This is a genomic window from Microcoleus sp. EPA2, from assembly GCA_020882975.1.
Classification (GTDB): Bacteria; Cyanobacteriota; Cyanobacteriia; order Cyanobacteriales; family Microcoleaceae; genus Microcoleus.
The window spans coordinates 1-25,754 of the sequence record JAHRFD010000007.1 but is presented as its reverse complement, the minus strand read 5'-3'; the positions used below and the strand labels follow the sequence as shown (position 1 = coordinate 25,754).

Here is a 25,754-nt window from a genome sequence, read left to right as displayed (position 1 = left end):
AAGTGTCGAATAACCTTCTTCCTTCTTCCTTAAAAAATCGGTATAAATCGCTGCAATTATTTTGGTTCGTACTGAGCTTTTTTTCTCTAGACAAGTAGATATATTTATATATATCTACAGAAGGAACCTTTGTCTGCTGCTAGCCATCTTTACTCATAGATTATTTCTTAGGAAAGATGGCGATTTTGTCAAATAATTGTTACCTTTTGTAATATAGCTAAAGCAAGATGGGCTTTAGGTCATCCTGAAACCAACTAGCGTGAGCTGGAACAACTTACAAAACCGGTGAATCCAGGTTTGTACTTTCAAGTCACCTCTACTTGTCAAGGAGTCAAAGTCATGAACCAACCAGCAGAACTATCTTTGGAACAGCAATTTAGCCTGTGTTCCTTCAAAACACAGGTCAATGACATGAGCCGCGAGCAAGCTCAAGAGTTTTTAGTTAAGCTCTACGAACAAATGATGTTGCGGGAAACCATGTATCGTCATTTTCTGAAACACCACTGGGGCCTAGAACCAAACCCTGGTCTTGAGTAATGTCAAGTCGCAGTGGGCGACCTCCGTCTCTTACTCTCTTCCCAGATGGAAATGAGTTGGGGGTGATGGGGCGTCAACTCGAAGCGACAAGTTACAAATTATAGAAAACAGAAGGTATTTTAACAGACTCGTCCTTCGATCTGAACATTTGAGGCTTTCTGTTCGGCAGTTGCGATCGCTCAGAGCAAATTATTTAAAAAAATCAAATATATTCGTCTCAACTTGCAGCAGATAAGGCTGCACAAAAATTTAGTGAGTCGGACATCTGAAACCGACATCCGACTAACAAGACTTTAAATTTTTCAATCAAAGCCTATAAATCAAAAGTGATAGTTTTTCCCGTGACTTACGCCAAAACCGGGTTTTTTACGAAAATACTGGGTTTGAACCTGGAAAACTTGTAAAAAACCCGATTTCTTTGGTATTTATGCGTAAGTTTGCTATGCAAAACTTGGCTAAACTTATTCGAGCTTCACCATTCAACTAGAAGTGGTTTCTAGAGGTTCTGCTTCCTGCTTCTGCCAAGGGAGTCGGCTCGTACTTGTCCACAGGCGTAAATTCGGGCGTAGCCCACCCTATGCATCACGTTGTATAACTGTTGAAGCTTTTAGCCATTGTTCAACCTGTATTTTCAACCTATTTAACGAATCATGGTCTCCCGTTCGACCTTTTTACAGGCTGGTCAGTTTTGAATCGACGCTCGGCTTACAAACCAGATATTTTGCCCGATCGTTTCGGCACGAGCGTCAAATTAGCAGAAAATTACAACGCTGTCAATATCATCACGCCAGAAGAACTATGAGCAACTTTAGACAAGTATTTGGCTATTTAGTCTAGCTCAAAACATCTATTCCGACTGACGTTCCAAGGTAGCCTCCATGGTGCTGGTTAAGTAATGACCAGACATGATGCCACTAGAGTGGTAGTAGCGGTTGCTATCGACGCGGTGAAGGGTATCAAAACCTGTTCGCCGTTGGCGTTCGTCTCCGAGTACCCAGTAACGTTGGACGATCGACTGGGGAGCGATCCAACCTTCGCCCTCGACGCGGCCAAGTTCGCTGTGCTGGAGCACAAAAGTATACTGCCGTTCATCGCTGTTGAGGTGTCCTCGGTACTGCAAAATAAGTTCTTCGCGATCGCCTCCAGGAAACACGAGCTTCGTCACCATACTGAACCAATCTGTTCGGTTCCAGCTCACTAAAGTTTTGCCTTTAACCGTAATTGGCACGCCATTGCGCTCAATCCAACTTCCTTCGAGCGTCCATTGGCCTGATTCCATTAAAAACGTGTGAGCCACAGTGCTGTTCCTATGCTTTTCCTGCTGGCTAAAATGCTGTTGCAACAACGCACAGCCGTTGTCTCTCAAAGTATATGGTATCATGCCCAACTCTACCCAAAGGAGTTAATTTCTCCTAAAAGTACGGGGGCTGAAGCACCAGTAACTTGAGGGAGATTACCCGGAATACCTAGAACCCGCCAGTGGGCTAAAACCGCGAAAGCGATCGCCTCTTTAAAATCTACATTCAAGCCCGCCTCAGAAGTAGTCAACACTTGCACAGAATGCAATTGTGCTTGTAATCGGCTTTTTAAGTAGAGATTGTGGCTACCGCCCCCGCATAGCAAAACTCGATCGGGCATCTGCGGTAAAAAAGTTTGGTAACTGTGAACGATGGAGGCAACTGTCAGTTCTGTCAGAGTAGCCAGCACATCAGCAGGACTGAGCTTGTAATCAGAAGCCTCGACCAAACAACGGTTAAAATAGTCTACACCAAATAACTCTCGCCCTGTAGATTTTGGCGGTTTTTCCAGGAAGAACTCTTGCTGGAGCCAAGCTTCTACTAAAGCTTGACAAGGAGTACCAAGGGCGGCCCCTGCTCCATTTTCATCACAAGTTTTAGTTCCCCCGGAGAAGTGTTGCACCGCCAAATCTAATAGAGAATTTGCCGGCCCTGTATCCCAGCCCAAAATGCGATCCCCCCAATGGGAAACCACAGAGTTGTCCTTCAAGGGACTATTGTCCCTGGAAGGTAGATAAGTCACATTGCCAATTCCACCCAGATTTTGGATGCACAGATTCAGATTGGGTTGTGCCAACAAGTAAGCATCAACTATGGGCACTAAAGGAGCTCCTTGACCCCCGGCAGCAATGTCTGCCGCTCGAAAGTTGCTCACAGTAGTAATGCCTGTCAATGCCGCTATCAGCGCGCCCCGCCCTAGTTGCAAGCTGTAACCCATCTCCCCCTTCAGGGCTGGTCGGTGGTAGACGGTTTGCCCGTGAGACCCGATTAATTCAGCTCGATCGTACTTTGCTTGAATAGTCAAGGCTGCGGTGGCAAATTCTTGGGCGATGGCGTCATCCAATGCAGCTAGTTCTGCCATGGACAAAGCAGCCCCGCTGCAAACTGAAAGAATTTGCGATCGCAAATCAGGAGAATAAGGAAAAGTGTTACCTGCTAACAACTCAATTTTCAAGTCAGTTTGGGAACCGACCACATCCACCAAAGCAGCATCAATGCCATCCACTGAAGTGCCGCTGATCAAACCGATAACGCGAGTCATTCGATTTTAGATTTTAGATTTTAGATTTTAGACTTTAGATTGTACGGGGGTGGACTGGATTTATTTGAGGTCGATGGTGACAATCACCAGAGTAATATTGTCACGGCCGCCTTTCTCCTTAGCTGCTTCAATCAAAGCAGTTGCAGCCGCTTCACAGGGGCGAATCGACTTGAGAGGTCCAGCAATCAAAGGATCGGAAAGTTCCTCAGTCAAACCGTCGCTACACAACAGCAAGCGATCCCCAGGTTTGACATCCACCGGCAGAATGTCTATCTCACGCAAATCCTCACGGCCCAAACACTGGGACAAAACGTGACGCCAGGGATGATTGCGAGCCTGTTCAGCAGTCAGAGCTTTTCTTTGTACAGCTTGAGCCACCCAAGTTTGGTCTTCAGTAATCTGATCCAAATGAGACCCATGCAGTCGGTACAAGCGAGAGTCACCGACATTAGCACACCAAGGCCGCCCCTCATCCCGGAACACTACTACCACAGCAGTAGTACCCATATCAGCCCGTTCGGGATGGTTGAGCTGATCGTTCAAAATTGCTTGATTGGCGATTAAAAAAGCCTGTTCTAACAACAGGGGAGAATCCTCTGGGCCTTCCCAATGTTCTACCAGATAAGATTTAATTGCCTCCGTAGCAATCCGGCTAGCTTCTTGACCTCCTGCGTGTCCTCCCATGCCGTCGGCAACGATGAAAAATCGCCCCTCCGAGTCGATGTAGTACGAATCCTGATTTACTGAACGAACTAACCCTGTATCTGTCTGACCTGCGAAAGAGAGTTTCATCTCAAACCTCCAAGAAACCTCCACCATAGCTGTACTCAGCACAGTGGTGGGAGGAAGGTAGGCTTAATTGTAAAACATCCCTTAAGTGTATTTGTGCATCAGCACCTGCAATGAGAGAGACTGTTGAATAATTAACAAATTTCTTAATTCCCATAGGAGTAAATGTCCTGTTTGTGAATATGTGTGCCAGCTCTGTGAGTTATCCTTTTTAGCAGCCCCTACGTGGTTGAAATAAAATTTCCAGACTTGCACTCGATCGCAATTCTCTCCATGTATTCGCCTAATTTTGGGCAACGGAGCGCTGCAACTATAACAATATCACTTGTTTGAAAACTAAATTGACATTTTGTTCTCTCACAGTTTGACACTGGGATTTTTGTATCTTCAAGGCTCAAAGTCAAATAATAGCCATCAGCTTTTTTAGTAACTGATGCGACTTTGAGCTTAAATCACTCTGGCATGGGAGGATGCAAAATAACCTTAACTAGAGCTAATCTTGAGCTAGTTAAGTAGAAGCCATAAGGATGATAAACAAGCAGGTAAGCTGTGATGGGGGAATACTTTTGTTCATACCCATTCCAGCTATCTGCCCATTAATAATTGTGAGGAAATGCCAGGGCATGGAACATCTCAATAACTGATATTGGTAGTAGGGAGAAATCTCAATTATGCAATTAAAAATCTCCCATTCCACGGCCGTGACAGAGCCAGCACAGAGCAAGAGCATTCAGAGCCTCAAGACATTCTATCCAAGCGATCGAGTCGCTTAAACAAGCGCAGGAGAACAAACCCAGTACCGACTGCTAGCAAAGCCATCACGAGGGCGGGCCATACTTGATGGCTGACAAACAAAATGGTCGCCGACAAAGTAAAAGCACTCATCAGCAAACTATAGTTGGTTCCCATTTGAACGCTGCTAATGCGGCGCAGCAAACGGTCTGTTTCAGAAGAACGGACGCGAATCCGTAAATCTCCCTGTTCAAGCTTGTCAATAGTTTCCTCAATCCGGCGAGGTAAACCCAAAGCAGTGGAACTTACTTGAGCCGCCTGACGGCCAAGTTCGTTAAAAATACTGCTAGTTGTATCATGCCCATTTCCATTACTCATAAGCTGCATGGCAAAAGGCTGTGCCACCTCCATAAAGTTAAACTCTGGATCTAAACCGCGGCCGACCCCTTCAATGGTCGAAAAAGCGCGCATCACAAAAGTAAAGGTAGCTGGGAAGCGAAAAGGTTGGTCGTAGGCAATATCGTAAAGGTCATCTGTAATCGCGCTGACGGACTGATTTTCAAAAGGCTTGTCCATGAAGTTATCCAGCATATACTGGATCGATCGGCGCACCGGACTCATATCACCCGTAGGAACCAAAGCCCCCAAATTAATCAAAGAATCCATAATCCGTTGACCATCTTTGGAAGCAATACCGTAGAGAGTTTCCATCAGTCCTTCCCGAACATTGGCCTGAATTTGGCCCATCATGCCAAAATCGTAGAAAATCAGATCCCCATCAGCACTCACAGCGATATTACCTGGGTGGGGATCGGCATGAAAAAAGCCATCATTGAGCAACTGGTGCAAATAAGCTTCAGCTCCTTTTTGGGCGATCGACTTGCGATCGATCCCAGCAGCCTCCAAAGCCTCATAGTGACTGATTTTAATCCCCGGCAGGTACTCCAAAGTCAGCACCCGCGGAGCCGCGTAGCGCCAATAAACCCGTGGCACCCGCACCCAGTCGCGATCGCGAAAATTACGGCGAAAAGTATCAGCATTCCGCCCTTCATTGAGATAATCAATTTCCAGCCACAGAATGCGACAGCACTCTTCATAAATCCCCAGCCAATCTCTGCCCCTGCCCCATTTAGGATGATTTTGAAAGTAGCGAGCGATGCCCTTAAGAATTTGCAAATCAATCTCGAACAGCTTCCGCAGTCCAGGTCGCTGCACCTTCACTACCACTTCCGGGCCAGAATGGAGTTGAGCCTTGTGTACCTGACCCAAACTGGCAGCAGCCAGAGGCACCGGGTCAAAACTCTGGTAGAGTTCGTGAACCGTCTTGCCCAAATCCTGCTCAACAATTGCCTCTAACTGCTCGTAGCTGAAAGCAGGGACTCTATCTTGCAGCTTAGAAAGTTCCTCAACATACTCTGCGGGGAACAAATCAGCGCGGGTGGAAAATAACTGACCTACCTTAATAAAAGTTGGGCCCAAATCCAAGAGAGTTTCTCGAACCCAGATAGCCTGAAAACGGCGTCTGGCAACTTTCTTTTCTTCAGTAACACCTTTCCAGTAGCTCCAATCTTTGCTGTCGAGCCACAGCGAAGCCAACCAGAGCAATACAAAGGTCCAAATGTCGAAGAAGCGCCGCTGCCGGGAGTATTTTTCGCGGTTCCAGCGATAAGCTTTATTGCCGTAGGATTTACCAGCGGTGGGTGGCAAAACGGCATCGCCGGTAGGCTTGGCGTATCGCTTGCGATTAACAGAGTCATCAAGGAGAGCAGACACTTGGGTTCCTAAATTGCTTATTTTATGTCGTTGCTGTGATGAGAAGTAAGAGCGCATAGTTTTGCGCTCCTAGGGTAAATATTTGTTAGTGACTGTTAGGGCAAACTGCTGCGGTAGCGCTGCAATTCCGATCGCACTAAGGCCACTTCTGCACGTAACTCATCAATAGTTACTTGCAAGTCGGCTGGTTGGATGTCTTGAATAGTAGTTGTGCTGACAGTGCCTGTTCTACCTTGCATTGCCGAATCAGCTTCTCTATGAGCTCGTTCCACAACTCGATCTGTGAACTGCCGCAGTCGCTCTCTTTGTTCGGCATCAAATTTACCGAATTCAGAGAAAGCGTTAGTGGCTGCACTCTCCAATTGTTCGTATAGTGCTTCTGCAAGTGCTCTGCCTATGAAAAAGGCATGAACTGGGGGTTTACTCATAAAAAACTCCGGTAAGTAGGGAAACTCTATGTTTTTAGACTATGGTTTAAACACGATTTTCACAGATTCTGAATCTGTGTCATGCTTCAACGAATTTCATGGATGTAAAAAATTTTGTCTCATCTTTTCATCCCTATAATTCGCGATCGCTGACGAGAAAATTTTCTGTGTACTTCCCCAAACAATTATAACTTGGTTATCCCTTCTCTGAAACTTCAGGAGCATCTATTCAGGGTATGATTTCAAGTTCTTTTCCAGGCACCATCTTGGGAGTCCGCTCCTCACTTGTCCACAGACTAATTCGTAGCAGGTTCTGGGAAAGGTACGGTTGGTTCTGGAACTGTGAGCGGGGAGTCAGGTACGATCGGACTATCGAAACTGCCTTCATTACTGCTCGGTATCGGGACTTGAGGCGATCGATCTGGCACAATTTCTGGTGAAGGCTGCTCCTGTGGCGGGGAGAAAGTTTCAGCACTATTAGCCACTGGCGGAGTGGGAACCCCGAAGGATTGGGGAGGCGGTTCCGGGGGCAGAGGAGGAACTTCTGGTACCGGTGCTGGGGCGATGGGAGGAGATGGAGCGATGGAGATTTTAGGCTCTGGGGTAGGAGTTTCTGAAGGCTCTGGTTGCGGTGCTGGGGTAGGAATTTCTGAAGGTTCTGGTTGGGGTGTTGGGCTGGGAATTTCTGGGCTTGGGGATACCTCTGGTTGGGAGCTAACTTCTGGGGACTCGATGGGTTCGGGCGTGCTGCTATCTGGTGTATATGTGGGCAGATTTTCAACTTCTGGCGGTGCCACAGGACTACTTTCAACGGAAGGCTGTCCAAACATGGGTCCCGACAAATCGCGGGATTTGAGTAAATCTTCCAAAGATGGCAAGGAATCAGTTTTGCCAGTGCTATTCCTGCTGAGATTCGTACTATTGTAGCGCCATGCTAGGTCAAAACCCATCCAGCCTGCAATTAGAGATGTGACGACAAAGACCAGCAGAGTCAACTGTGGGGGCGGTGGTGCGGGCAAAAGCAGAGTTGGCTTTGTTTTGATTGCTGGTAATTGCTCTGTTTCTTGTAGCATAGCGAGCCAATTTTCCACGGTTTGGGGGCGTTTGTCGGGTTCAGTTTCTAGTCCCCGAAGGATAGCTTGCTCAACTCCAGGGCTGAGGTTAGGTTGCCATTGTCGCAAATTTGGCAGGGGAATCCGATCGCGCAAGGGTGCTGCTATGGGTGGTTGGCCCGATAGTAAGTAGTATAGGGTTGCCGAGAGGGAGTAAATATCTGTGGCGGGTGTACATTTACCATCATGGAGGTATTGTTCGATCGGTGCATATCCTGGGGAGAGCAAGTTAGTGTGGGTTTGTTTTGTGCCGGCTGTAAAGTCCCTGGCTATGCCAAAATCTATGAGCATGACGATGTGAGTATCCTCTCGCCGGATCATATTTTCTGGTTTGAGATCTCGGTGTAGCAAGCCGCTGTGGTGTACTGTGCTTAAGGCTGAGGCTATTTGCCGAATGTAGTGTAGGGCTTGAGCTTCTGGTAGTGGCTCGCCTGTGGCAACTATTTTGGCCAAAGTTTGGCCGGGAATGTAGTCCATGGCGATAAAGGACTGTCCGGCTTCTGTAAAAAAGTCTATAACTCTGACTATGTTGGAATGCTGACACCGAGAGAGGCGTTGGGCCTCGGCGATGAATTGCTCCTGAAATTGGGCAGATTCAGGGTGTTGGCGCAGACTTTCGTTAAGGGTTTTGAGTACGACGGTTTGGTTTAAATGGGAGTGTGTGGCTCGGTAAGTGATCCCGAACCCTCCTATACCTAAAGTCGTGTTAATTGTGTATTTGCCCTGTTGCAGGACTGTTGTTGGCGCTAAGTTCATCTTTAGTTGATGCCGTGTCCCAACCTATGCTATCGCCTTTGGGTAATTAAAGCAGACTGAGGGCGAGCGCTTCCATGGAGCCGAAGCCTGATTTTACTCTGCTTTGTCTAATTACTAGACTTTGTATCTGGCGATCGTTTTATGGGGATGTCCCAATCAGTTTATCTGTAACCAGCGTCTTAAAACTTAATATAATAGTTTTCCAATAAAAATCCCGCTCTTTTGGAGCGGGAAAGCCATCAGGGTGCATCTATATCTATGACTATAGCCTATGGGGGGTGTTACCCCTCTCTACTTTAACAAGTCTTTACACTAAACTCACTTTTGTAAATTTTTAGTTTTGAGCTTGACTTGTGAAAATAATTGTGGTAAGGAAGATAGTCTGAGGGCGATCGCCAGCTTAAAAAAATCCACCCACCAATCAATATCCAGGCTAGCCGCTCCCGATCGCACGTTCAATTAGCGTGTTTCGGCAAATGGTGCAACAAATACCAGAATACAGCCACATTCAAATAAGAATCATCAATTATATTCTAATAATTGATGATTCTTCATCGCCAAAAGCAAAGCAATAGAAGTCACTGTCAAGAGGGAAGCCACAAAAGTCTTGTAAATCACTATGGCGATTAAACCAGAGGGGCGCTGTTTTTTCACCGGATTATTTTTACCTATTTTGAGAGTGGATAATGTGCTGCCAAAAAAGCAATAGCCGAAGTGCGATCGCCCAAATGCCCATCCAAAGTTGCAGCCAACAAATCATCCAACATGAGTTTAAACGCAGGCCCAGGTTTGTAGCCCAAAGCCTTCAAATCATTGCCATTCAAAGGGGCTTCAACCTTCACCCACTTGGTGAAAAATTCCCAAATTTGGTGTCGAACACTTCGGGGACTTTGCAGGGCGATCGCAATTAACATCGGTAACTCATAATTCCGCAAAAATAGCACCAATTGACTCGGCAACTCACACTTTGGCAAACGCTCTAACACCTCACAACTGCAAGCAGACAAATCTTGAAGTCGCTTAATGCTATCAGCAGGTAATTTAAGATTGTGAGCCACCTTACCCCGATATTCCGGCGCTAAATAAGCGATTAAAACTTCTAGCCGCATCTGCCAATCAGGAATATTGATAATGGGGAATGGGGAATTGGGAATTGGGAATGGGGAATTGGGAATAGTGTCTTTTTCTTCCTTCTTCCTTCTTCCTTGTTCCTTCCCCCCTTGGGGGGGGCAGGGGGGGGTTCTTCTTCCTTCTTCCTTCTTCCTTCTTGCTTCTTCCTTCCTTCCTTGCAAAAAACGTTCTAGCAGACGCAATTGATGCCAGAGCGCTTTGTCCAAATCTAACGTAGGATGAATGCAGCGCAACGCCTGCAAATCTCCCAAAATTTGCAAAGCAACTTGCCAATAAGGAGCTTGCAAAATGTATTTTAATTCACTTTTGAGCCTGGTTTCCAGAGCCGGAGCGCGACCATTTTCCCCTTGAATTCGATAATAAATCCCGCTGGCTAGAGCGTGGCGAATATATCCTTCCGTCTGTGGCTCAATGGTAAATCCCAGCCGCACCGCAAACCGCACAGCTCGATAAATTCGCGTCGGATCTTCAATAAAACTATTGGCGTGCAAAACTCGAATTTGTTTAGTTTCCAAGTCTAACAAACCGCCAAAAAAATCTAACAATTCGCCCGATCGCGGCGTACCCAATTTGACTGCTAGGGCATTAATGGTAAAATCTCTACGGTACAAATCCTGGCGAATTGAACTGGCTTCAACTTCAGGATTGGCGGCGGGATAAGGATAAAATTCAGTACGAGCCGTCGCGATATCGAGCCAGAGGGAGCCGAAAGGGGAGTCTTTGTGCCACAACAGGGCGGCGGTTTGAAATTCACCGTGAATTTCTAAACGGGAGGTGGGGTATAGTTTTTGTAGTTCGGAGGCTAATTCGACACCAGCACCGGAATTGCCCGATCGCCCATCACCATCTACAACCAGATCGATATCCATTAGTTGCAGTGTATCATTAGCCTCTAACTGAGCGCCGGCACTCTCAGCAACAGGCATCTTGCCTATAGCACCAGAGTTGGATGTTGTTGTCGGGAGTAGGGGTTGGGCATCTTGCCTGTCTGATGTCACAGTTAAGAGTAAATCTCGAACGGCTCCACCAACAATATACAGTTGCCAGCCTCGCTCTCGTGCAATGTTGGCGGAGAGCGACAATAATTGCCATAATTCAGGACTAATACGCGATCGCAACAACGGCTCAACCACTTCAGGTAAATGACAATAGGACAATTCGGTATCACTTGCTGTGTCTGGTCCTTTTTGTTGGTGCAATTGGCGCAACACATCAGTGCGAGTGACAATTCCCACCAGTAAGCCATTTTCCAACACCGGCAAACGCCCGATATCATAAGTCACCATTAAAGATTCAATTTCTGGTAACAAGGTATCGGGGGTGATAGTTTTGAGCTGCCAAGTCATGTAACCCTTGACAGGAGCGTGACTGAAGCCGTGGTGCAGGGCAATGTCAATGTCGCGACGCGAGATAATTCCCGCCAGCCGATCGCCGTTATCGACCACAGACAGCCCGGAATGTCCGTAACGTAGGAGGATACGGTGAGCCTCACCCACAGAAGTTTCTGGGCGAATACTCCGCACTGGAGATGACATTAATTCACGGGCTGTGGGCGGATGGGGAATTTGAGCTTTGAGTTCCTCAGCTAACTGATTTAAAGTTAGTAAGGGTTCCACATCTCTGACAGCTAGGGAGGCGGCGCGGGCGTGGCCTCCGCCACCTAGGGGTTTGAATAATGTGCTGAGGTTTGTGCCTTCTATGCGCGATCGACCGATAATAGTTAATCGATTGGAAACTGAGGATTCGAGAGAGTCGGGATCGATGGTATCACTGTTTTGTTTTTCACCATATTTATACACATTTCCTAATAGCAGAGCATCGGTTTCAGTCAAATCCAGCAAGCGAGATGCTAGGGCAGAAAGTCCTGGAACATAGGCATCAGTTGTGAGCAATACCCAAGCTACACTGTTACCGCGTACAGTTTCCGATCGCAAGTTATTCAGAGCTTCTTTCAGCAAATCCTGCAATTGAGCAGACAAACCGGGTTCTACATATTCAGCGATGACTCCCAAACTCGCTCCCTGCTGCATCAACCACGCCAAAGCCATAGCATCTCGCGCCGTTGCACCCTCGAAGGTGAGGGAACCTGTATCGACGTGGATACCGAGGGCCATAACTGTGGCTTCTGAGGGATCGAGATGGAATTCTTTGTTGGTGTTTGGGACTTGATTTGCGAATTTTTCCCTAAGTTTTTCGACTATTAAAGTAGTGGTAGCCCCGACTGCTTCGATTTGGCTCAGGGTAGCCCGGATGTCTGAATGCGCTTCTAAATGGTGATCGAAAACCGTAATTTCGTTAAGTTGTGGCAAATCTAGCCACTCGGCGGCTTTTCCTAGGCGATCGCGCGTGCTAGCATCAACAATGGCGATCGATCGAATTTGTTGCGGATTGACCGATCGACGTTCGATTAACGGGTACTCATCGCGGTGTAGCGCCAAAAAATCCCGCACCGTGGGGTGACACCCACCAGCAAGCACGATTCTGGTACCGGGGTGCAGCACGCAAAGTCCCACCGCCGCTCCCAAGGTGTCAAAATCTGCTGTAGTGTGGCACAAAACTAAGTCCATAAACAAATCCTGCATCTGTAACCCAAAGTGTCCCTGAATCTGGCTTACGAACAGCGCACGAGCCGATCGCACTATAACTCAAGCTTAGTCAAGTATTGATTCTAGTTTCAATCGCAGCAGCCAATAATGGTAAAATTTAGGTAAATCTCAAGAGCTGCTGACTGCTGTTCGCACCACTGAGAATTTGTACGGGCCAGTCGAATTTCAACAACCGACAATTTTCCGATCAATCGTCCCACCGCTATATCGAAAGGAGAAAAAATGTTATCAATTGTGTTTCAACTTGTTTTACTAGGTTTGGTACTGCTATCTTTTGTGATGGTAGTTGGCGTTCCCGTGGCTTATGCTTCTCCCCAAAACTGGAATCAGTCTAAAACACTGATTTTTGCAGGTTCTGGTCTCTGGTTTTTGCTGGTTATTGCCGTGGGTGTTTTAAACTTTTTGGTAGTTTAAAATTCGGTATAGAACGAGGTAAAATAGTTGTGAGTTTTAAATTTTGACTTAAATCTAGGCTATGATTAGTGGTTTTAGGTTTGGGATTAATTATTGATAGAAGTGACTTTTTGAATCAGTTAATTCACAGCCAAAATTTAAAGCTCACAACTCATAAATAAACCTAAGAAAAATCAACTTACCAATTACAAATTACCAAAGTATAAAATTATGGCAGTTTTCGAGGGTACTTTTACTCAAACAGAATCTTTGCGGTTTGCGATTGTCATTGGTCGTTTTAACGACATGGTAGTCAATAAACTTTTGGAAGGTTGTCAAGATTGTTTGAAACGCCACGGGGTTGATATCAATCCTCATGGTAATCAGGTTGATTTTTATTGGGTTCCGGGATGTTTTGAGATTCCCTTGATTGCTCGTCAAGCTGCATTTTCTCGTCGCTACGATGCAGTAATCTGTCTGGGTGCGGTGATTCGCGGCCAAACTCCTCATTTCGATTTTGTCGCTGGTGAGGTTTCTAAGGGAATTGCTGCTGCTGCTTTTCAAAGTGGAGTACCGGTGATTTTTGGGGTGGTGACGACTGACACTATGCAGCAAGCTTTGGAAAGGGCCGGAATTAAAAGCAATTTGGGCTGGAATTATGCAATGAGTGCTTTGGAAATGGGCACTTTGATGCGTCAAGTTAATGGCTTGGGTGGAAGTTCTTACGATAAATTAGCTGCTGCGTCTGCTGTTGAAGTGCTGTCAGGCGATCTAGCCTAATATATATCATTATGTGATTCCAACTGGTTCCCCGGAAGAGCCGGGGAACCCATATCCAGAGGCTCTGCCTCGCTCGTCGCTTGTAGAATGCTAGGTAAGCAAAGCTATGACTACTGTAACTGCAAAACGATTCTCGATCGCAGAATATCACCGTTTGGGAGAACTAGGATTTTTCGGTCTTGATGAGCGAGTAGAATTGATTCGCGGAGAACTTATCAAAATGGCTGCTAAAGGTAGACTTCACTCTTTTTGCAACAGTCTTTTAGTTGAGGAGTTAGTAATTTTACTAACAAGACGCGCTCGTGTCCGCGTACAAGATCCGATAATTTTATCTACTACAGATAGCGAACCAGAACCTGATGTGGTTATCGCCCGCAATCGTTCTGATAATTATTTAGATTCTCACCCGGAACCTGCGGATATCTTGTTAGTGATTGAGGTTTCTGATTCTACTTTAAAGTACGATCGCGAAATCAAGCTATCTCTGTATGCTGAAGCTGGGATTTCTAATTATTGGATATTTAATTTAGTCGATAATCAACTGGAAATGCACAGCGAACCTTATCAAAAAAGACAAGGGGATTTCAATTATCGATCGCAAAACATCGTTCTACAAAATGAGACTGTGGTAATTCCGGGCTTTCCCGATTTGTCTCTAGATTTGTCTTTGGTGTTTCCAGCTTAACCTGAATTGAGACTTTAAGTTAATTTATAGCAACCTCCAAGGCTGTTAAGGCGACCCCGATAAAACTCTCTCACAATTTTTAGTATATTTTTATACATTTATTTATTTGGCGGTCGAGCGACAGCTCGATCAGTATCGTTTTACACATAAATTAATTAAAATACTGAAATACGATCGACTTTTTAACTGAAAATTGCTGACTATCTAATATTTCTCAACAATTTTATGAGATTTAGATGAATCTGGTTGCACAAATATGAGAAATTCGTTATGTTAAGTTTTGTGTAAGCATTAAGGCAGTCTCAACTAGATCCTAGGATAGCTTTCATCATAAATACTGTATAAACAGTATTTAACGTATTCTTAACGAACAGCCCTGAAAATTAATTTTCAGGTCAATTGTTAATGCAATCTTAAATAATCAATTTGTTCAGTTAACACCTAGAAAGCTTGCCAGAAAAGGGATTGATAATTTTGAGGGTAGCCCGGATACTTACAGTTACTTACCAGCCGGAAATTGCAACAATCTTATGGGTGACATTCAAGCTAAGTTTACAGCGACAGACCGTGCTTTTCATGTTGAAGGGTACGAAAAAATTGATTTCAGCTTACTCTATGTAGATGGCGCTTTCAAACTTGAAAATCCAGAAATTGCCGATAGCTATCGCCCCTTTGGTCGCTGTTTAATGGTTGTAGACCAGACAGTGTATGGTTTGTACGGCAAGCAAATGCACGCTTATTTCCAGTATCACCAGATAGATTTAACAGTCTTTCCAGTGAATATAAAGGAACCGGATAAGACCTTAACAACTTTTGAAAGCATCATAGATGCCTTCGTTGATTTCGGACTCGTCCGGAAAGAACCTGTGTTAGTGGTTGGTGGTGGATTGACTACTGACGTCACTGGATTTGCCTGCTCCTCCTATCGCCGTCGGACTAACTACATCCGCGTACCGACAACCTTAATTGGGCTGATTGATGCCAGTGTAGCGATCAAGGTAGCTGTGAATCATGGTAAACTCAAAAACCGCCTCGGTGCTTACCATGCTTCGCAAAAAGTAATTTTAGATTTCTCTTTCCTAAAAACTCTGCCGATCGACCAAATACGCAACGGCATGGCAGAGTTAATTAAGATCGCAGTTGTTGGCAACAAAGAAATCTTCGAGTTGTTAGAAAACTACGGCGAAGCATTGCTCAATAGCCATTTTGGTTATTTAGATGGCACATCTGAACTGCGCGAAGTGGCACATCGCTTAACGTATAATGCGATTCAGTCGATGCTGGCCTTAGAAGTGCCAAACCTGCACGAGTTAGATTTAGATCGAGTGATTGCCTACGGTCACACCTGGAGTCCGACACTGGAACTAACACCGGAAATTCCGATGTTCCACGGCCATAGTGTCGCCATTGATATGGCTTTTTCAGCGACAATTGCCCAACAACGGGGTTATATTTCGATCGCCTCGCGCGATCGCATCCTAGGATTAATGAGTCGGCTGGGACTAGCCATTGATAGCCCCTATCTCACATCAGAACTGCTTTGGAAAGCCACAACATCCATCGCCCGTACCCGCGATGGCCTTCAACGTGCGGCGGCACCCAAGCCCATTGGTGAATGCTTTTTCATGAACGACTTGACTCGGACTGAGTTGGATGAAGCCCTAGCAGTGCATCGAGAAATCTGTCAGGGCTACCCGCGCCATGGTGATGGCGAGGATATGTATGTAGTATTGGACAAAGTTGGAACTCGTTCCACAGCCGGGGTATAAAGATGAGACCTGTTACCCCTATCGGGATTTTAGCCGCTAAACTCGAAAGTCTGGTCGAGGAAGCAAAAAAAATCAATCATCTAGATCCAGCTTTCAAGGCAGAATTAAAACAAGCCTACGAATTAGCAAATGGTCTCGATCCCTACCTGAACCTTTGTACCACCCCGGAATCTCCAGCCTTAGCCACCTTAGTAAAGCGCACCCAATCAGAAGATTGGAGTCAGCGATTCTCTGACGGCGAGACAGTGCGGCATTTGGAACAAGAAATGCTATCGGGCCATGTGGAAGGCCAAATGCTGAAATTTCTCGTCCATCTCACCAAAGCACAGCGCGTGCTGGAAATCGGGATGTTCACTGGCTACTCAGCATTAGCAATGGCCGAAGCCCTGCCGGTAGATGGGGAAGTAGTAGCCTGTGAAGTAGATGCTTATGTAGCTGAGTTTGCCCAGAAGTGTTTCAACGAATCGAATGCTGGCCACAAAATCTCAGTTAAGGTGGCACCAGCTTTAGAAACAATGAAACAATTAGCTGTGGCTGGAGAAGTGTTCGATTTAGTGTTTATCGATGCTGACAAAGCTGGATATACAGATTATCTCGATTTACTGCTCACTACTGGTTTGTTGGCTCCCAATGGCTTGATTTGTGCCGATAATACTCTGATGCAGGGACAGCCCTATTTGTCCGGTACTGCTACTGCTAACGGAATTGCGATCGCCCAATTCAATCAGGCTGTAGTTGACGATCCGCGCGTAGAGCAGGTGTTAGTGCCGCTCAGAGATGGGATTACCTTGATTCGGCGCGTTTAGATCAAAGTCGCGATCGATCGTTTTTAGGGGCTATTTTCTAGCCACAGATTAGATCCCCCCTAGCCCCCCTTAATAAGGGGGGGACAAGAGCATTCTCAAAGTTAACCCGTACTCCCCTTAATAAGGGAGAAATTGCTCAAAGTCCCCCTTATTAAGGGGGATTTAGGGGGATCTAATCTGTGGCGATAGTCCATTGATTTAGTATTAGGAAAATTTTTACGGTCATACCAGAAACTTATTATGAAAACAATTTCAGTTGCAGCGATGCCATCTGAACAGGACACAAACCCAGAGAGCCGACGCTTCCAAACAGCACTTAAAACCCTAGCAACTCTCACTTTGTTGCTATTAGTAATGCCCCTGAATCTCGCTTTGACAATCCTAGCCTTGCTCAGAGCCATCATCATCAAACCGTTCCAGTCTCCACCGACTACAGCTAATCCCCAAACAATTTTGATAAGTGGGGGTAAGATGACTAAGGCATTACAGCTAGCGAGATCTTTCCACAAAGCCGGTCATCGAGTAATTTTGATAGAAACCGAGAAATACTGGCTGACTGGTCATCGTTACTCTTGGGCGATCGATCGCTTTTACACAGTACCCAATCCCCAAACAGAAGAATACTCCCAAGCACTCTTGAAAATTGTTCAACAAGAGGGAGTTAATGTTTATGTTCCCGTGTGCAGCCCCGTCGCGAGTTACTACGATGCCAAAGTCAAAAGTGTACTTTCTCCCCACTGTACCGTAATGCACGTCGATGTGGAAACCTTGCAAAGATTGGATGATAAATATACATTTGCCTCCGCTGCGGAAGCCTTGGGGCTGCGAGTCCCGAAGTCCTATCGCATTACCAATGCCCAGCAAGTAATTGATTTTGATTTTAGTGATGCACAGCGCCCGTACATTATCAAAAGTATTCCCTACGATTCTATCCGCAGGTTAAACTTAACTAAATTACCCTGCCCAACCCCATCAGAGACGGCCGCTTTTGTCAACTCTTTACCAATTTCTGAGAGTAAACCTTGGATTATGCAAGAGTATATTCCAGGACAAGAGTTTTGCACTCACAGTACCATCCGTAACGGTCATGTTCAGTTGCACTGTTGCTGTGAATCATCGGCATTTCAGGTAAACTACGAAAATGTCGATCGCCCGGATATCGAAAATTGGATTCGTCAGTTTGCCAAAAGTCTCAATTTGACTGGACAAGTTTCCTTTGATTTCATTCAGGCGGCGGATGATGGAGAGATTTACGCGATCGAATGTAATCCCCGCACCCATTCAGCCATCACGATGTTTTACAACCATCCCGATGTAGCTAAAGCTTATTTAGATCCGAATCCGCTACCAGAAACTGTGCAGCCCTTAGCATCTAGCCACCCGACTTACTGGATTTACCACGAAATTTGGCGATTGGTGACTAATTTGTCCTCACCAAAGCTAGTTTCTGAGCGGTTAAAAATTATCACCCAAGGTAAAGATGCCATCTTCGATTGGAACGATCCGTTACCATTTTTGATGGTGCATCATTGGCAAATTCCCTTGTTATTGTGGGGAAATTTGCAGAAGCCGAAAGAGTGGATTCGGATTGATTTTAATATTGGCAAACTTGTGGAAATAGGAGGAGATTGAGTATATGTCAGTATTACGAGTTTTGCATTTAGTTGGATCGGCAGTCAGTGATTTTTACTGCGATTTGTCGCGCCTTTATGCTCAAGATTGCTTGGAGAATACGGCTAATTCAGCACTGTATGAATTTCATATTGCCTATGTTTCTCCCGATCGCACTTGGCGTTTTCCGACATCTCTCGATCGAAGTGCGATCGCGGCGGCTAATCCCATGTCTTTAGCGGGGGCTGTGCAGGTGCTGACCGACCTCAAAATTGATGTAACGATCCCCCAGATGTTTTGCATTCCAGGAATGACTCAATACCGCAGTTTGTTCGATCTGCTGAGTATTCCCTATGTGGGTAATCCGGCGGAGTTGATGGCGCTGGTGGCGGATAAAGCGAGGACGAAGGCGGTGGTAGCAGCGGCTGGGGTGAGTGTACCGTTGGGAGAAATTGTCCGTGCGGGCGATCGAACTTTGATTGATTTCCCAGTCGTCCTCAAGCCACTAAATGGTGATAATTCCATTGGAGTAACCTTCGTTAAAGATGCTGCTGACTATGATGCAGCTTTGCAGAAAGCATTAACTCATTCGGATGAAGTATTAGTAGAAAAATTTATTGAATTGGGTAGAGAAGTTCGCTGTGGAATTATCGTCAAAGCAGGGGAATTAATCTGTTTGCCACTAGAAGAATATGCTCTAAATGCTGAGACAATGCCAATTCGGAGTTATGCCGACAAGCTGAAACAAAATGATGATGGCAGCTTGGGTTATGCCGCGAAAGATAGTACCAAATCGTGGATAGTTGACATCAGCGATTCGGCAACTGAGAGAGTTTGGGATATGGCGAGAAAATCCCATATTGCTTTGGGATGTCGCGATTATAGTCTATTTGATTTCCGCATCGATCCGCAGGGAAAACCTTGGTTTTTGGAAGCAGGATTGTACTGTTCCTTTGCTCAGAAAAGTGTGCTTTCTGCGATGACGAAAGCATCAGGAACTTCTCTGGATAGTTTTTTTGAGAGTATGTTGCAAAATGCTTTGCACAGATGACTTATATCAGTTCCGTTAGCATCGGAATTATTCATTTCTCTCTGTTCTCTCTGTGTTCTCTGCGTCCTCTGTGGTTAAATCATTCCGATATAACGGTCAACGATATTTGGCTCAGTTTGCGATCGGAGTAGGTAAAACATCACAAAATCTGTGAAATAATGATCGTATCAAGAATTTCTGTAGATACTTTGAGATTCAGTCGATCGGCGCGATCGGTATTTTGATATTATGGGCGCTATATAATAACAAACTTCACTTCCTATGTCAAGAATTTTCAGTATTTTACCGAAAAGACTTGTGCCATCTTTTAGCTTTCCGCATACTAATCACCAGACAGAGGAAACAGCAACATGATCCAAACCATATCGAAAACAATCACGTTTGATGAGTTCGTTGCTTGGTATCCAGAGAACTCTGTCCATAAGTACGAACTACACAATGGAGTAATTGTTGAAATGCCTTTAGGAACTGGCGACCATGCCGACGTTATAGGTTTTCTTTCCAGTGAAATCAATTTTGAAATCAGACGACTCCAATTACCCTACTCAATCCCTGGTCACTGCCTACTCAAACCCGTCCGTGACGAAGCAGGCTACCAACCAGATGTAATTGTCCTAGATAGAACCGCACTTGCAAACGAACCGCGCTATAAAAAAGAATCCATCATCACGATGGGTTCTTCGGTGCGACTGGCTGTAGAGGTGGTCAGTACCAACTGGCGGGACGATTACCATCTCAAATTCGCCGACTACGAAGAAATGGGCATCCCCGAATACTGGATTGCGGACTACCTCGGTTTGGGCGGCCGCAAGTTCATCGGCAATCCCAAACAACCCACATTATCGGTTTGCCAGTTGGTTGACGGCGAGTATCAGGTAAAACAGTTTAAGGGCGATGACATAGTTGAGTCGCTGGCTTTCCCAGAGTTGAGGTTGACGGCGGAGGTGATTTTTCGAGCTGGATTGCCTGCAACCGAGCCGACTTAGAACGAATGCTGCGATCGCGTATTAAAAGAATATCAAATCGGGTAGAAAAGAACACCATTTTTTTAATAAATCGTCGTTTTGTACCAAGTGCTGTTTTGTCGGGACGGGCGATCGCACTTTTATCAGCTACAGTCCAATTTGTCAACGATAGCATCTATCATTGTGCCATCTTCTAGCTTTCCGTATACTAATCAACAGAGGAAACAGCAACATGATCCAAACCATATCCAAAACAATCTCGTTTGATGAGTTCGTTGCTTGGTATCCAGAGAACTCTGTCCATAAGTACGAACTACACAATGGAGTAATTATTGAAATGCCTTTAGGAACTGGCGACCATTCCGAAGTTACGGGTTTTATAAACTCAAAACTAGCAGTTGAAATTGACCGTCGTGAATTGCCTTACTCAATTCCAGGTGATTGCTTACTCAAACTTTCCCGTGACGAAGCAGGTTATCAACCAGACTTAATAGTCCTAGATAGAACCACACTTGCAAAGGAGCCACGCTGGAAAAAAGAATCCGTCATCACGATGGGGTCTTCGGTGCGATTGGCTGTAGAGGTCGTCAGTACGAACTGGCGGGATGATTATTTTTTCAAAGCTTCTGACTATGAGGAAATGGGCATTCCCGAATACTGGATTGTCGATTATTTAGGATTGGGCGGTCGCAATTTCATCGGCAATCCCAAACAACCAACACTCTCGGTTTATCAATTAGTAGATGGGGAGTATCAGGTCAAACAGTTTAGGGGAAGCGAGAGGATTGAGTCGCTGGCTTTTCCAGAGTTGAAATTAACAGCGGAACAGATTTTTCGGGCTGGATTGCCGAATTAGCGAGTAAAAATTATGCAAATGGCGATCGAAGATTGGATGATATTACGATGGGTTGGCGACTATTTAATCTACTAAAAACAACTTAACTTTGACAGCAACAAACCAAAGAGCCTCTATTTCTTAGTCCGCGTCGGCGGACTTTGTTTGACTATACGAGCGGTTTCAACCGCTCGTATAGTCAAGGGGGGTTTACGCACGGGTGGTCAGAAACCGGGTTTTTTCGGGTTTCTGTCGCCCTAACGCAGTATTCTCGTAAAAACCCGGTTTCTCTAGTTTTGACGCTTCAGTCCCCGATCGCATCCACCGACACATTGCTATTTGTAAAATTGTGTGATACCATAAAACGTTCTCGAAAATAGCGCAACAGCAAATATTACTGCATGGCAACGAAGCCAACGATCGCATTTACCCACCTCGGCTGCGAAAAAAATCGCATTGATACCGAACACATGATTGGCTTGCTGGCTCAAGCAGGCTATCAAGTCGATTCTAATGAAGAATTAGCGGATTACGTCGTCGTCAATACTTGCAGTTTTATCCAAGCTGCGCGAGAAGAATCAGTCCGCACCCTGGTAGAATTGGCCGAAGCTAAGAAAAAAGTAGTCATCACCGGCTGCATGGCACAGCATTTTCAACAGGAATTGCTCGATGAATTGCCCGAAGCAGTGGCAATTGTCGGCACTGGCGACTATCATAAAATCGTCGATGTAATGCAACAGGTGGAAAAAGGCGATCGAGTTTCCCTCGTCTCGAAGGAACCAACTTACATCGCTGATGAAACCACTCCCCGCTATCGCACGACATCCGAAGGTGTCGCCTATCTGCGAATAGCCGAAGGCTGCGACTACCGCTGTGCTTTTTGCATCATCCCCCACTTGCGCGGAAATCAGCGATCGCGCACCATCGAATCTATTGTCGCCGAAGCTAAGCAATTAGCCTCCGAAGGGGTAAAGGAAATTATCCTAATTTCTCAAATTACCACCAACTACGGCAAAGATATTTATGGGGAACCCAAACTAGCCGAACTGCTTCGGGCTTTGGGTAAAGTAGATGTACCTTGGATTCGGATGCACTACGCCTATCCTACAGGTCTGACTCCGCAAGTTGTCGAGGCAATGCGAGAAACGCCAAACGTTTTGCCATACTTGGATTTACCTCTGCAACATTCCCATCCCGAAATTCTCCGGGCAATGAATCGGCCTAGTCAAGCTGGGATTAATGATGCTATAGTCGATCGGCTGAAAGCATCAATTCCCGGTGCGGTAATGCGGACAACTTTTATTGTCGGCTTCCCCGGCGAAACAGACGAACACGCAGCACACTTGCTGGAATTTGTCAAGCGCCACGAATTCGATCACGTAGGAGTTTTCGTATTTTCCCCAGAAGAAGGAACGCCAGCCTACAGTTTGCCTCAGCAATTACCAGCAGAAATAATGGAAATGCGGCGCAATTTGGTAATGGCGGCACAACAACCTATATCATTGAAGAAGAATCAAGCATCTGTTGGTCAGGTAGTCGATGTCCTGATAGAACAAGAACAACCAGAGACAGGTGAGTTGATTGGTAGATCCGCCCGGTTCTCCCCCGAAGTAGACGGACTCGTCTATGTTACAGGACAAGCGAGGCTCGGTTCAATGGTATCCGTGAAAATTACTGGTGCAGACGTCTACGACCTTTACGGTCAAGTCAGTAGTTAGTCTCTACAGAACAATCAGAAAGTTTTAACAAATTTAATGTTTTGTTTCTGAATGTAAACAGCTATAATATTAGTAACAAGCCAGACATAAGCGGGATGATCTTAGATTGCTTCGCCGTCGGCCCCACACCACAACGGTATGCCGAAGGAGTGTAGAGCTGATAGGCGGTGACGGTCGCTACATCCCTTACTTAATCCCGTAGACGAAAGATTGCGGGATAGCGCCTGAACCAATAAACGTGGTTACTACTATTTAGTGAAGTGGGGCTAGTCATAATCCTCACTATAAAAAGCCCAAGAGGGAAAACTGGCGAGTACCTCAAAGGAAGTTCAATATCCTGTTAAAGGCTGTTGAAAGCTTACAACAAACCGCTGGCGGTTTGTGTAGGTCATGTCACAAAATCAAAGACGGCTGTCGAATTGGTAAATTAGTCACCATCGACGGAGCTGCCCTATACTCGATTGCTATTTAAAAAGGTGCGCGCAGGCGCAGCACCATACAGAACTCTTATGAGTTCCTGCCCTAGAGCAGAAATCCGCATCCGAGTTGGGCGACTTAGAAGGCTAAGACTCGTTATTAGGAGCATTAATGAATTTATTGTTTGAAGGCTTGGGTCTTTCGGAAGAACTCGTTCTCCATCTGGAAACACTAGGCTTTACAGAACCTACTCCCATCCAAGTACAAGCAATTCCGCACTTGCTAGCAGGTCGCGACGTTGTGGGTCAAGCCCAAACTGGAACGGGCAAAACGGCAGCATTCTCGTTGCCCATCTTGGAGCGGATTGATTTAGATGTAACTGCGGTGCAAGCACTGGTGCTGACACCAACTCGCGAATTGGCGATGCAAGTAACTGAAGCCATCCGTGATTTGAGCGGTATTAGTAATGATGGCCCGGTGAAAGTAGGTCGCTCTCTACAAGTTTTGACGGTGTACGGTGGTCAGTCGATCGAGCGCCAAATGCAGCGCTTGAAACGTGGCGTTCACATTGTGGTCGGTACACCAGGACGTATCTTGGATATGTTGAGCCGGGGAAGCCTGAAACTCGACAGAGTGAAATGGTTGGTTTTGGATGAAGCTGACGAAATGCTGAGCATGGGCTTTATTCAAGATGTGGAAAAAATCTTGGATGCAGCACCAAAAGAACGTCAAACGGCATTTTTCTCGGCGACAATGGAACCTTCCATTCGCAAATTGGTGGCACGGCATTTGTGCAATCCAGTTAACGTCACCGTAGAACAACCAAAAGCAACACCGAAGCGCATTGGCCAAGGCGTCTACATGATTCCCCGCGGCTGGTCGAAGGCAAGAGCTTTGCAGCCTATTCTAGAAATGGAAGACCCGGAATCGGCGCTGATTTTTGTGCGGACTCGGCAGTCGGCGGCGGAACTCACCAGCCAACTGCAAGCAGCAGGTCACAGCGTTGATGAATATCACGGTAATTTGAACCAAGCACAGCGGGAACGTTTGCTGTCGCGGTTCCGCCAATGTCAGGTGCGCTGGGTAGTGGCGACTGACATCGCAGCCCGCGGTTTGGATGTGGATCACTTGACCCACGTAATTAACTACGATTTACCCGACAGCGTGGAAAGCTACGTTCACCGGATCGGCCGCACGGGCCGGGCTGGTCGGGAAGGAACCGCAATTACGCTGATCCAACCAGTAGACCGCCGGAAACTGCGCTTGATCGAACGTCACGTTCGCCAAAGTTTGACGGTGCGAAATATTCCGACGCGGGCGCAAATAGAAGCGCGGCAGTTGGAAAAGATGCAGTCTAAGGTTCGCGAAGCCTTGGCTGGGGAACGGATGGCATCTTTCTTGCCTCTGGTGTCTCAGTTGTCTGAGGAGTATGACTCCCACGCGATCGCCGCTGCTGCTTTGCAAATGGCTTTCGATCAAAGCCGTCCAGCTTGGATGGGCGCGGATTACGCTCAACAAGAAGATCCCCCGATCGCCGAAAATGGTGTGAAGCCGATCTTGATCAAGAAGCGGCCTAAGAATGGTACGGGACCAAGTAACACTCCGTCACCGAGCCTTTCAGGAGCATCAGGTTCTCCTGTTCCACAAAACTACTAATTTGTAGGTAATTTGTAGGGTGCGCTGCGCGCGCCTTACTTTAAATTTTGGTAGAGATGCGATCGACGATCGCATCTCTACTTTGTTTCAAGGGTGTGATATCGTTTCAGGTTGTATCGGAATGATTTAACCGCGAAGGCGCTCATGACGCGAAGGAAGAGAAGAGAGAGATTAATAATAGCGAAATTCTGGCTTTTGAGAAAGGAATTCAGCAAGCTTTAAAACGACTAGGTAAGTAAAGATGCAAGTTAGCGATCGGACAATTTCTGTAACTAATTCTACGCTGAAAACGTTAATTGATGAATTGGGTACTGAGTGTCAAAATGTGATTACTTTAATCCATCAGCTTCAGTTACCTGATTTGAGCGATCGACAAAAAGCTGAAATTCTAGCAGAGTTCATAAGTGTTGCAATTCATCTTAACGTTCACTGCGGAGAGGATTTTCAGACGCTTGTTGCTGAGGAAATGGAAAAGTTGTCGGATGTTGACGAAGAAGATTCCTAGCAAACAAACCGGGTTTTTACCAAAAAATTGGGTCTAAAGCCCCGTCCTTCTAGGACGGCTTTAATTTCCACTTATTGCAAATAATTGTTAAATATACGTATTTTGTAACTAAAAGCTTTCGCAAAAGTGATAAGATTTTG

Annotated in this window: 23 protein-coding genes; 14 read left to right on the top strand and 9 right to left on the bottom strand. The window is 45.9% G+C overall.

The genetic code is table 11. The annotated features are described in order from the left end of the window. Positions 1-339: 339 nt before the first annotated feature. A complete protein-coding gene (locus AAFP14_RS08940; protein WP_340525411.1) occupies positions 340-537 on the top strand; it encodes an NblA/ycf18 family protein in 198 nt (65 codons plus the stop codon). An 847-nt stretch (positions 538-1,384) separates the two neighbouring features. On the opposite strand, the gene AAFP14_RS08935 is transcribed toward AAFP14_RS08940, so the two are convergent. The 9 genes from AAFP14_RS08935 to AAFP14_RS08895 all read right to left on the bottom strand — a co-directional run bounded on the left by AAFP14_RS08935 (position 1,385) and on the right by AAFP14_RS08895 (position 12,384). Continuing rightward, on the bottom strand, positions 1,385-1,834 hold the full coding sequence (locus AAFP14_RS08935; protein WP_340525467.1) for a hypothetical protein: 450 nt from the start codon (positions 1,832-1,834) through the stop codon (positions 1,385-1,387). A gap of 92 nt (positions 1,835-1,926) precedes the next feature. Then, entirely contained in the window at positions 1,927-3,096 is a 1,170-nt protein-coding gene (locus AAFP14_RS08930; RefSeq protein ID WP_341731923.1) for an anhydro-N-acetylmuramic acid kinase, read from the bottom strand. Between the two features lie 60 nt (positions 3,097-3,156). Then, positions 3,157-3,888, bottom strand: a complete 732-nt coding sequence (locus AAFP14_RS08925) for a PP2C family protein-serine/threonine phosphatase (RefSeq protein WP_341731922.1) — start codon at positions 3,886-3,888, stop codon at positions 3,157-3,159. Positions 3,889-4,623: 735 nt separating this feature from the next. Beyond that, the gene (locus AAFP14_RS08920; RefSeq protein WP_341731921.1) at positions 4,624-6,390 is read right to left on the bottom strand and encodes an ABC1 kinase family protein; all 1,767 of its coding nucleotides are present in this window, start codon (positions 6,388-6,390) and stop codon (positions 4,624-4,626) included. A gap of 95 nt (positions 6,391-6,485) precedes the next feature. Then, a complete protein-coding gene (locus AAFP14_RS08915; protein ID WP_341731920.1) occupies positions 6,486-6,818 on the bottom strand; it encodes a DUF6825 family protein in 333 nt (110 codons plus the stop codon). Positions 6,819-7,114: 296 nt separating this feature from the next. Then, positions 7,115-8,686, bottom strand: coding sequence for a serine/threonine protein kinase (locus AAFP14_RS08910; protein ID WP_341731919.1), 1,572 nt, complete (start codon positions 8,684-8,686; stop codon positions 7,115-7,117). Positions 8,687-9,004: 318 nt separating this feature from the next. Continuing rightward, positions 9,005-9,145 carry a hypothetical protein gene (locus tag AAFP14_RS08905; RefSeq protein WP_341731918.1) on the bottom strand — a complete coding sequence of 47 codons (141 nt, stop codon included), beginning with the start codon at positions 9,143-9,145 and terminating at the stop codon, positions 9,005-9,007. Between the two features lie 63 nt (positions 9,146-9,208). Further along, complete coding sequence (locus AAFP14_RS08900; protein WP_341731917.1) at positions 9,209-9,340, bottom strand: hypothetical protein; 132 nt, start codon at positions 9,338-9,340, stop codon at positions 9,209-9,211. A gap of 14 nt (positions 9,341-9,354) precedes the next feature. Continuing rightward, positions 9,355-12,384 carry a CBS domain-containing protein gene (locus AAFP14_RS08895; protein ID WP_341731916.1) on the bottom strand — a complete coding sequence of 1,010 codons (3,030 nt, stop codon included), beginning with the start codon at positions 12,382-12,384 and terminating at the stop codon, positions 9,355-9,357. Positions 12,385-12,645: 261 nt separating this feature from the next. On the opposite strand from AAFP14_RS08895, the gene psbZ reads away from it, so the two are divergent. The 13 genes from psbZ to AAFP14_RS08830 all read left to right on the top strand — a co-directional run bounded on the left by psbZ (position 12,646) and on the right by AAFP14_RS08830 (position 25,614). Beyond that, positions 12,646-12,837 (top strand): photosystem II reaction center protein PsbZ, encoded by a 192-nt coding sequence (gene psbZ / locus AAFP14_RS08890; protein ID WP_341731915.1) that lies wholly within the window; start codon positions 12,646-12,648, stop codon positions 12,835-12,837. A gap of 210 nt (positions 12,838-13,047) precedes the next feature. Further along, complete coding sequence (gene ribH, locus AAFP14_RS08885) at positions 13,048-13,596, top strand: 6,7-dimethyl-8-ribityllumazine synthase (protein WP_340522660.1); 549 nt, start codon at positions 13,048-13,050, stop codon at positions 13,594-13,596. Positions 13,597-13,702: 106 nt separating this feature from the next. After that, entirely contained in the window at positions 13,703-14,281 is a 579-nt protein-coding gene (locus tag AAFP14_RS08880) for a Uma2 family endonuclease (protein ID WP_341731914.1), read from the top strand. A 530-nt stretch (positions 14,282-14,811) separates the two neighbouring features. Continuing rightward, a complete protein-coding gene (locus AAFP14_RS08875) occupies positions 14,812-16,050 on the top strand; it encodes a sedoheptulose 7-phosphate cyclase (protein ID WP_341731913.1) in 1,239 nt (412 codons plus the stop codon). Between the two features lie 2 nt (positions 16,051-16,052). Continuing rightward, complete coding sequence (locus AAFP14_RS08870) at positions 16,053-16,856, top strand: O-methyltransferase (RefSeq protein WP_341731912.1); 804 nt, start codon at positions 16,053-16,055, stop codon at positions 16,854-16,856. 240 nt (positions 16,857-17,096) lie between these two features. Next, complete coding sequence (locus AAFP14_RS08865; RefSeq protein ID WP_341731911.1) at positions 17,097-18,488, top strand: ATP-grasp domain-containing protein; 1,392 nt, start codon at positions 17,097-17,099, stop codon at positions 18,486-18,488. Between the two features lie 4 nt (positions 18,489-18,492). Continuing rightward, complete coding sequence (locus AAFP14_RS08860) at positions 18,493-19,518, top strand: D-alanine--D-alanine ligase family protein (protein ID WP_341731910.1); 1,026 nt, start codon at positions 18,493-18,495, stop codon at positions 19,516-19,518. A gap of 350 nt (positions 19,519-19,868) precedes the next feature. Then, entirely contained in the window at positions 19,869-20,504 is a 636-nt protein-coding gene (locus tag AAFP14_RS08855) for a Uma2 family endonuclease (RefSeq protein ID WP_341731909.1), read from the top strand. 5 nt (positions 20,505-20,509) lie between these two features. Next, a complete protein-coding gene (locus AAFP14_RS08850; RefSeq protein WP_341731908.1) occupies positions 20,510-20,680 on the top strand; it encodes a hypothetical protein in 171 nt (56 codons plus the stop codon). A gap of 35 nt (positions 20,681-20,715) precedes the next feature. Next, a complete protein-coding gene (locus AAFP14_RS08845) occupies positions 20,716-21,339 on the top strand; it encodes a Uma2 family endonuclease (RefSeq protein ID WP_341731907.1) in 624 nt (207 codons plus the stop codon). 380 nt (positions 21,340-21,719) lie between these two features. Continuing rightward, a complete protein-coding gene (gene rimO, locus AAFP14_RS08840) occupies positions 21,720-23,036 on the top strand; it encodes a 30S ribosomal protein S12 methylthiotransferase RimO (protein ID WP_341731906.1) in 1,317 nt (438 codons plus the stop codon). A 588-nt stretch (positions 23,037-23,624) separates the two neighbouring features. Beyond that, a complete protein-coding gene (locus AAFP14_RS08835; RefSeq protein WP_341731905.1) occupies positions 23,625-25,109 on the top strand; it encodes a DEAD/DEAH box helicase in 1,485 nt (494 codons plus the stop codon). Between the two features lie 241 nt (positions 25,110-25,350). Next, positions 25,351-25,614, top strand: a complete 264-nt coding sequence (locus AAFP14_RS08830) for a hypothetical protein (protein WP_341731904.1) — start codon at positions 25,351-25,353, stop codon at positions 25,612-25,614. Positions 25,615-25,754: the final 140 nt, after the last annotated feature.

Coding starts and splice junctions, on each gene's coding strand:
- AAFP14_RS08940 (WP_340525411.1), top strand. CDS start 340: ATGAACCAACCAGCAGAACTATCTTTGGAACAGCAATTTAGCCTGTGT.
- AAFP14_RS08930 (WP_341731923.1), bottom strand. CDS start 3,096: ATGACTCGCGTTATCGGTTTGATCAGCGGCACTTCAGTGGATGGCATT.
- AAFP14_RS08925 (WP_341731922.1), bottom strand. CDS start 3,888: ATGAAACTCTCTTTCGCAGGTCAGACAGATACAGGGTTAGTTCGTTCA.
- AAFP14_RS08915 (WP_341731920.1), bottom strand. CDS start 6,818: ATGAGTAAACCCCCAGTTCATGCCTTTTTCATAGGCAGAGCACTTGCA.
- AAFP14_RS08910 (WP_341731919.1), bottom strand. CDS start 8,686: ATGAACTTAGCGCCAACAACAGTCCTGCAACAGGGCAAATACACAATT.
- AAFP14_RS08895 (WP_341731916.1), bottom strand. CDS start 12,384: ATGGACTTAGTTTTGTGCCACACTACAGCAGATTTTGACACCTTGGGA.
- psbZ (WP_341731915.1), top strand. CDS start 12,646: ATGTTATCAATTGTGTTTCAACTTGTTTTACTAGGTTTGGTACTGCTA.
- ribH (WP_340522660.1), top strand. CDS start 13,048: ATGGCAGTTTTCGAGGGTACTTTTACTCAAACAGAATCTTTGCGGTTT.
- AAFP14_RS08880 (WP_341731914.1), top strand. CDS start 13,703: ATGACTACTGTAACTGCAAAACGATTCTCGATCGCAGAATATCACCGT.
- AAFP14_RS08875 (WP_341731913.1), top strand. CDS start 14,812: ATGGGTGACATTCAAGCTAAGTTTACAGCGACAGACCGTGCTTTTCAT.
- AAFP14_RS08870 (WP_341731912.1), top strand. CDS start 16,053: ATGAGACCTGTTACCCCTATCGGGATTTTAGCCGCTAAACTCGAAAGT.
- AAFP14_RS08865 (WP_341731911.1), top strand. CDS start 17,097: ATGAAAACAATTTCAGTTGCAGCGATGCCATCTGAACAGGACACAAAC.
- AAFP14_RS08860 (WP_341731910.1), top strand. CDS start 18,493: ATGTCAGTATTACGAGTTTTGCATTTAGTTGGATCGGCAGTCAGTGAT.
- AAFP14_RS08855 (WP_341731909.1), top strand. CDS start 19,869: ATGATCCAAACCATATCGAAAACAATCACGTTTGATGAGTTCGTTGCT.
- AAFP14_RS08850 (WP_341731908.1), top strand. CDS start 20,510: ATGCTGCGATCGCGTATTAAAAGAATATCAAATCGGGTAGAAAAGAAC.
- AAFP14_RS08845 (WP_341731907.1), top strand. CDS start 20,716: ATGATCCAAACCATATCCAAAACAATCTCGTTTGATGAGTTCGTTGCT.
- rimO (WP_341731906.1), top strand. CDS start 21,720: ATGGCAACGAAGCCAACGATCGCATTTACCCACCTCGGCTGCGAAAAA.
- AAFP14_RS08835 (WP_341731905.1), top strand. CDS start 23,625: ATGAATTTATTGTTTGAAGGCTTGGGTCTTTCGGAAGAACTCGTTCTC.
- AAFP14_RS08830 (WP_341731904.1), top strand. CDS start 25,351: ATGCAAGTTAGCGATCGGACAATTTCTGTAACTAATTCTACGCTGAAA.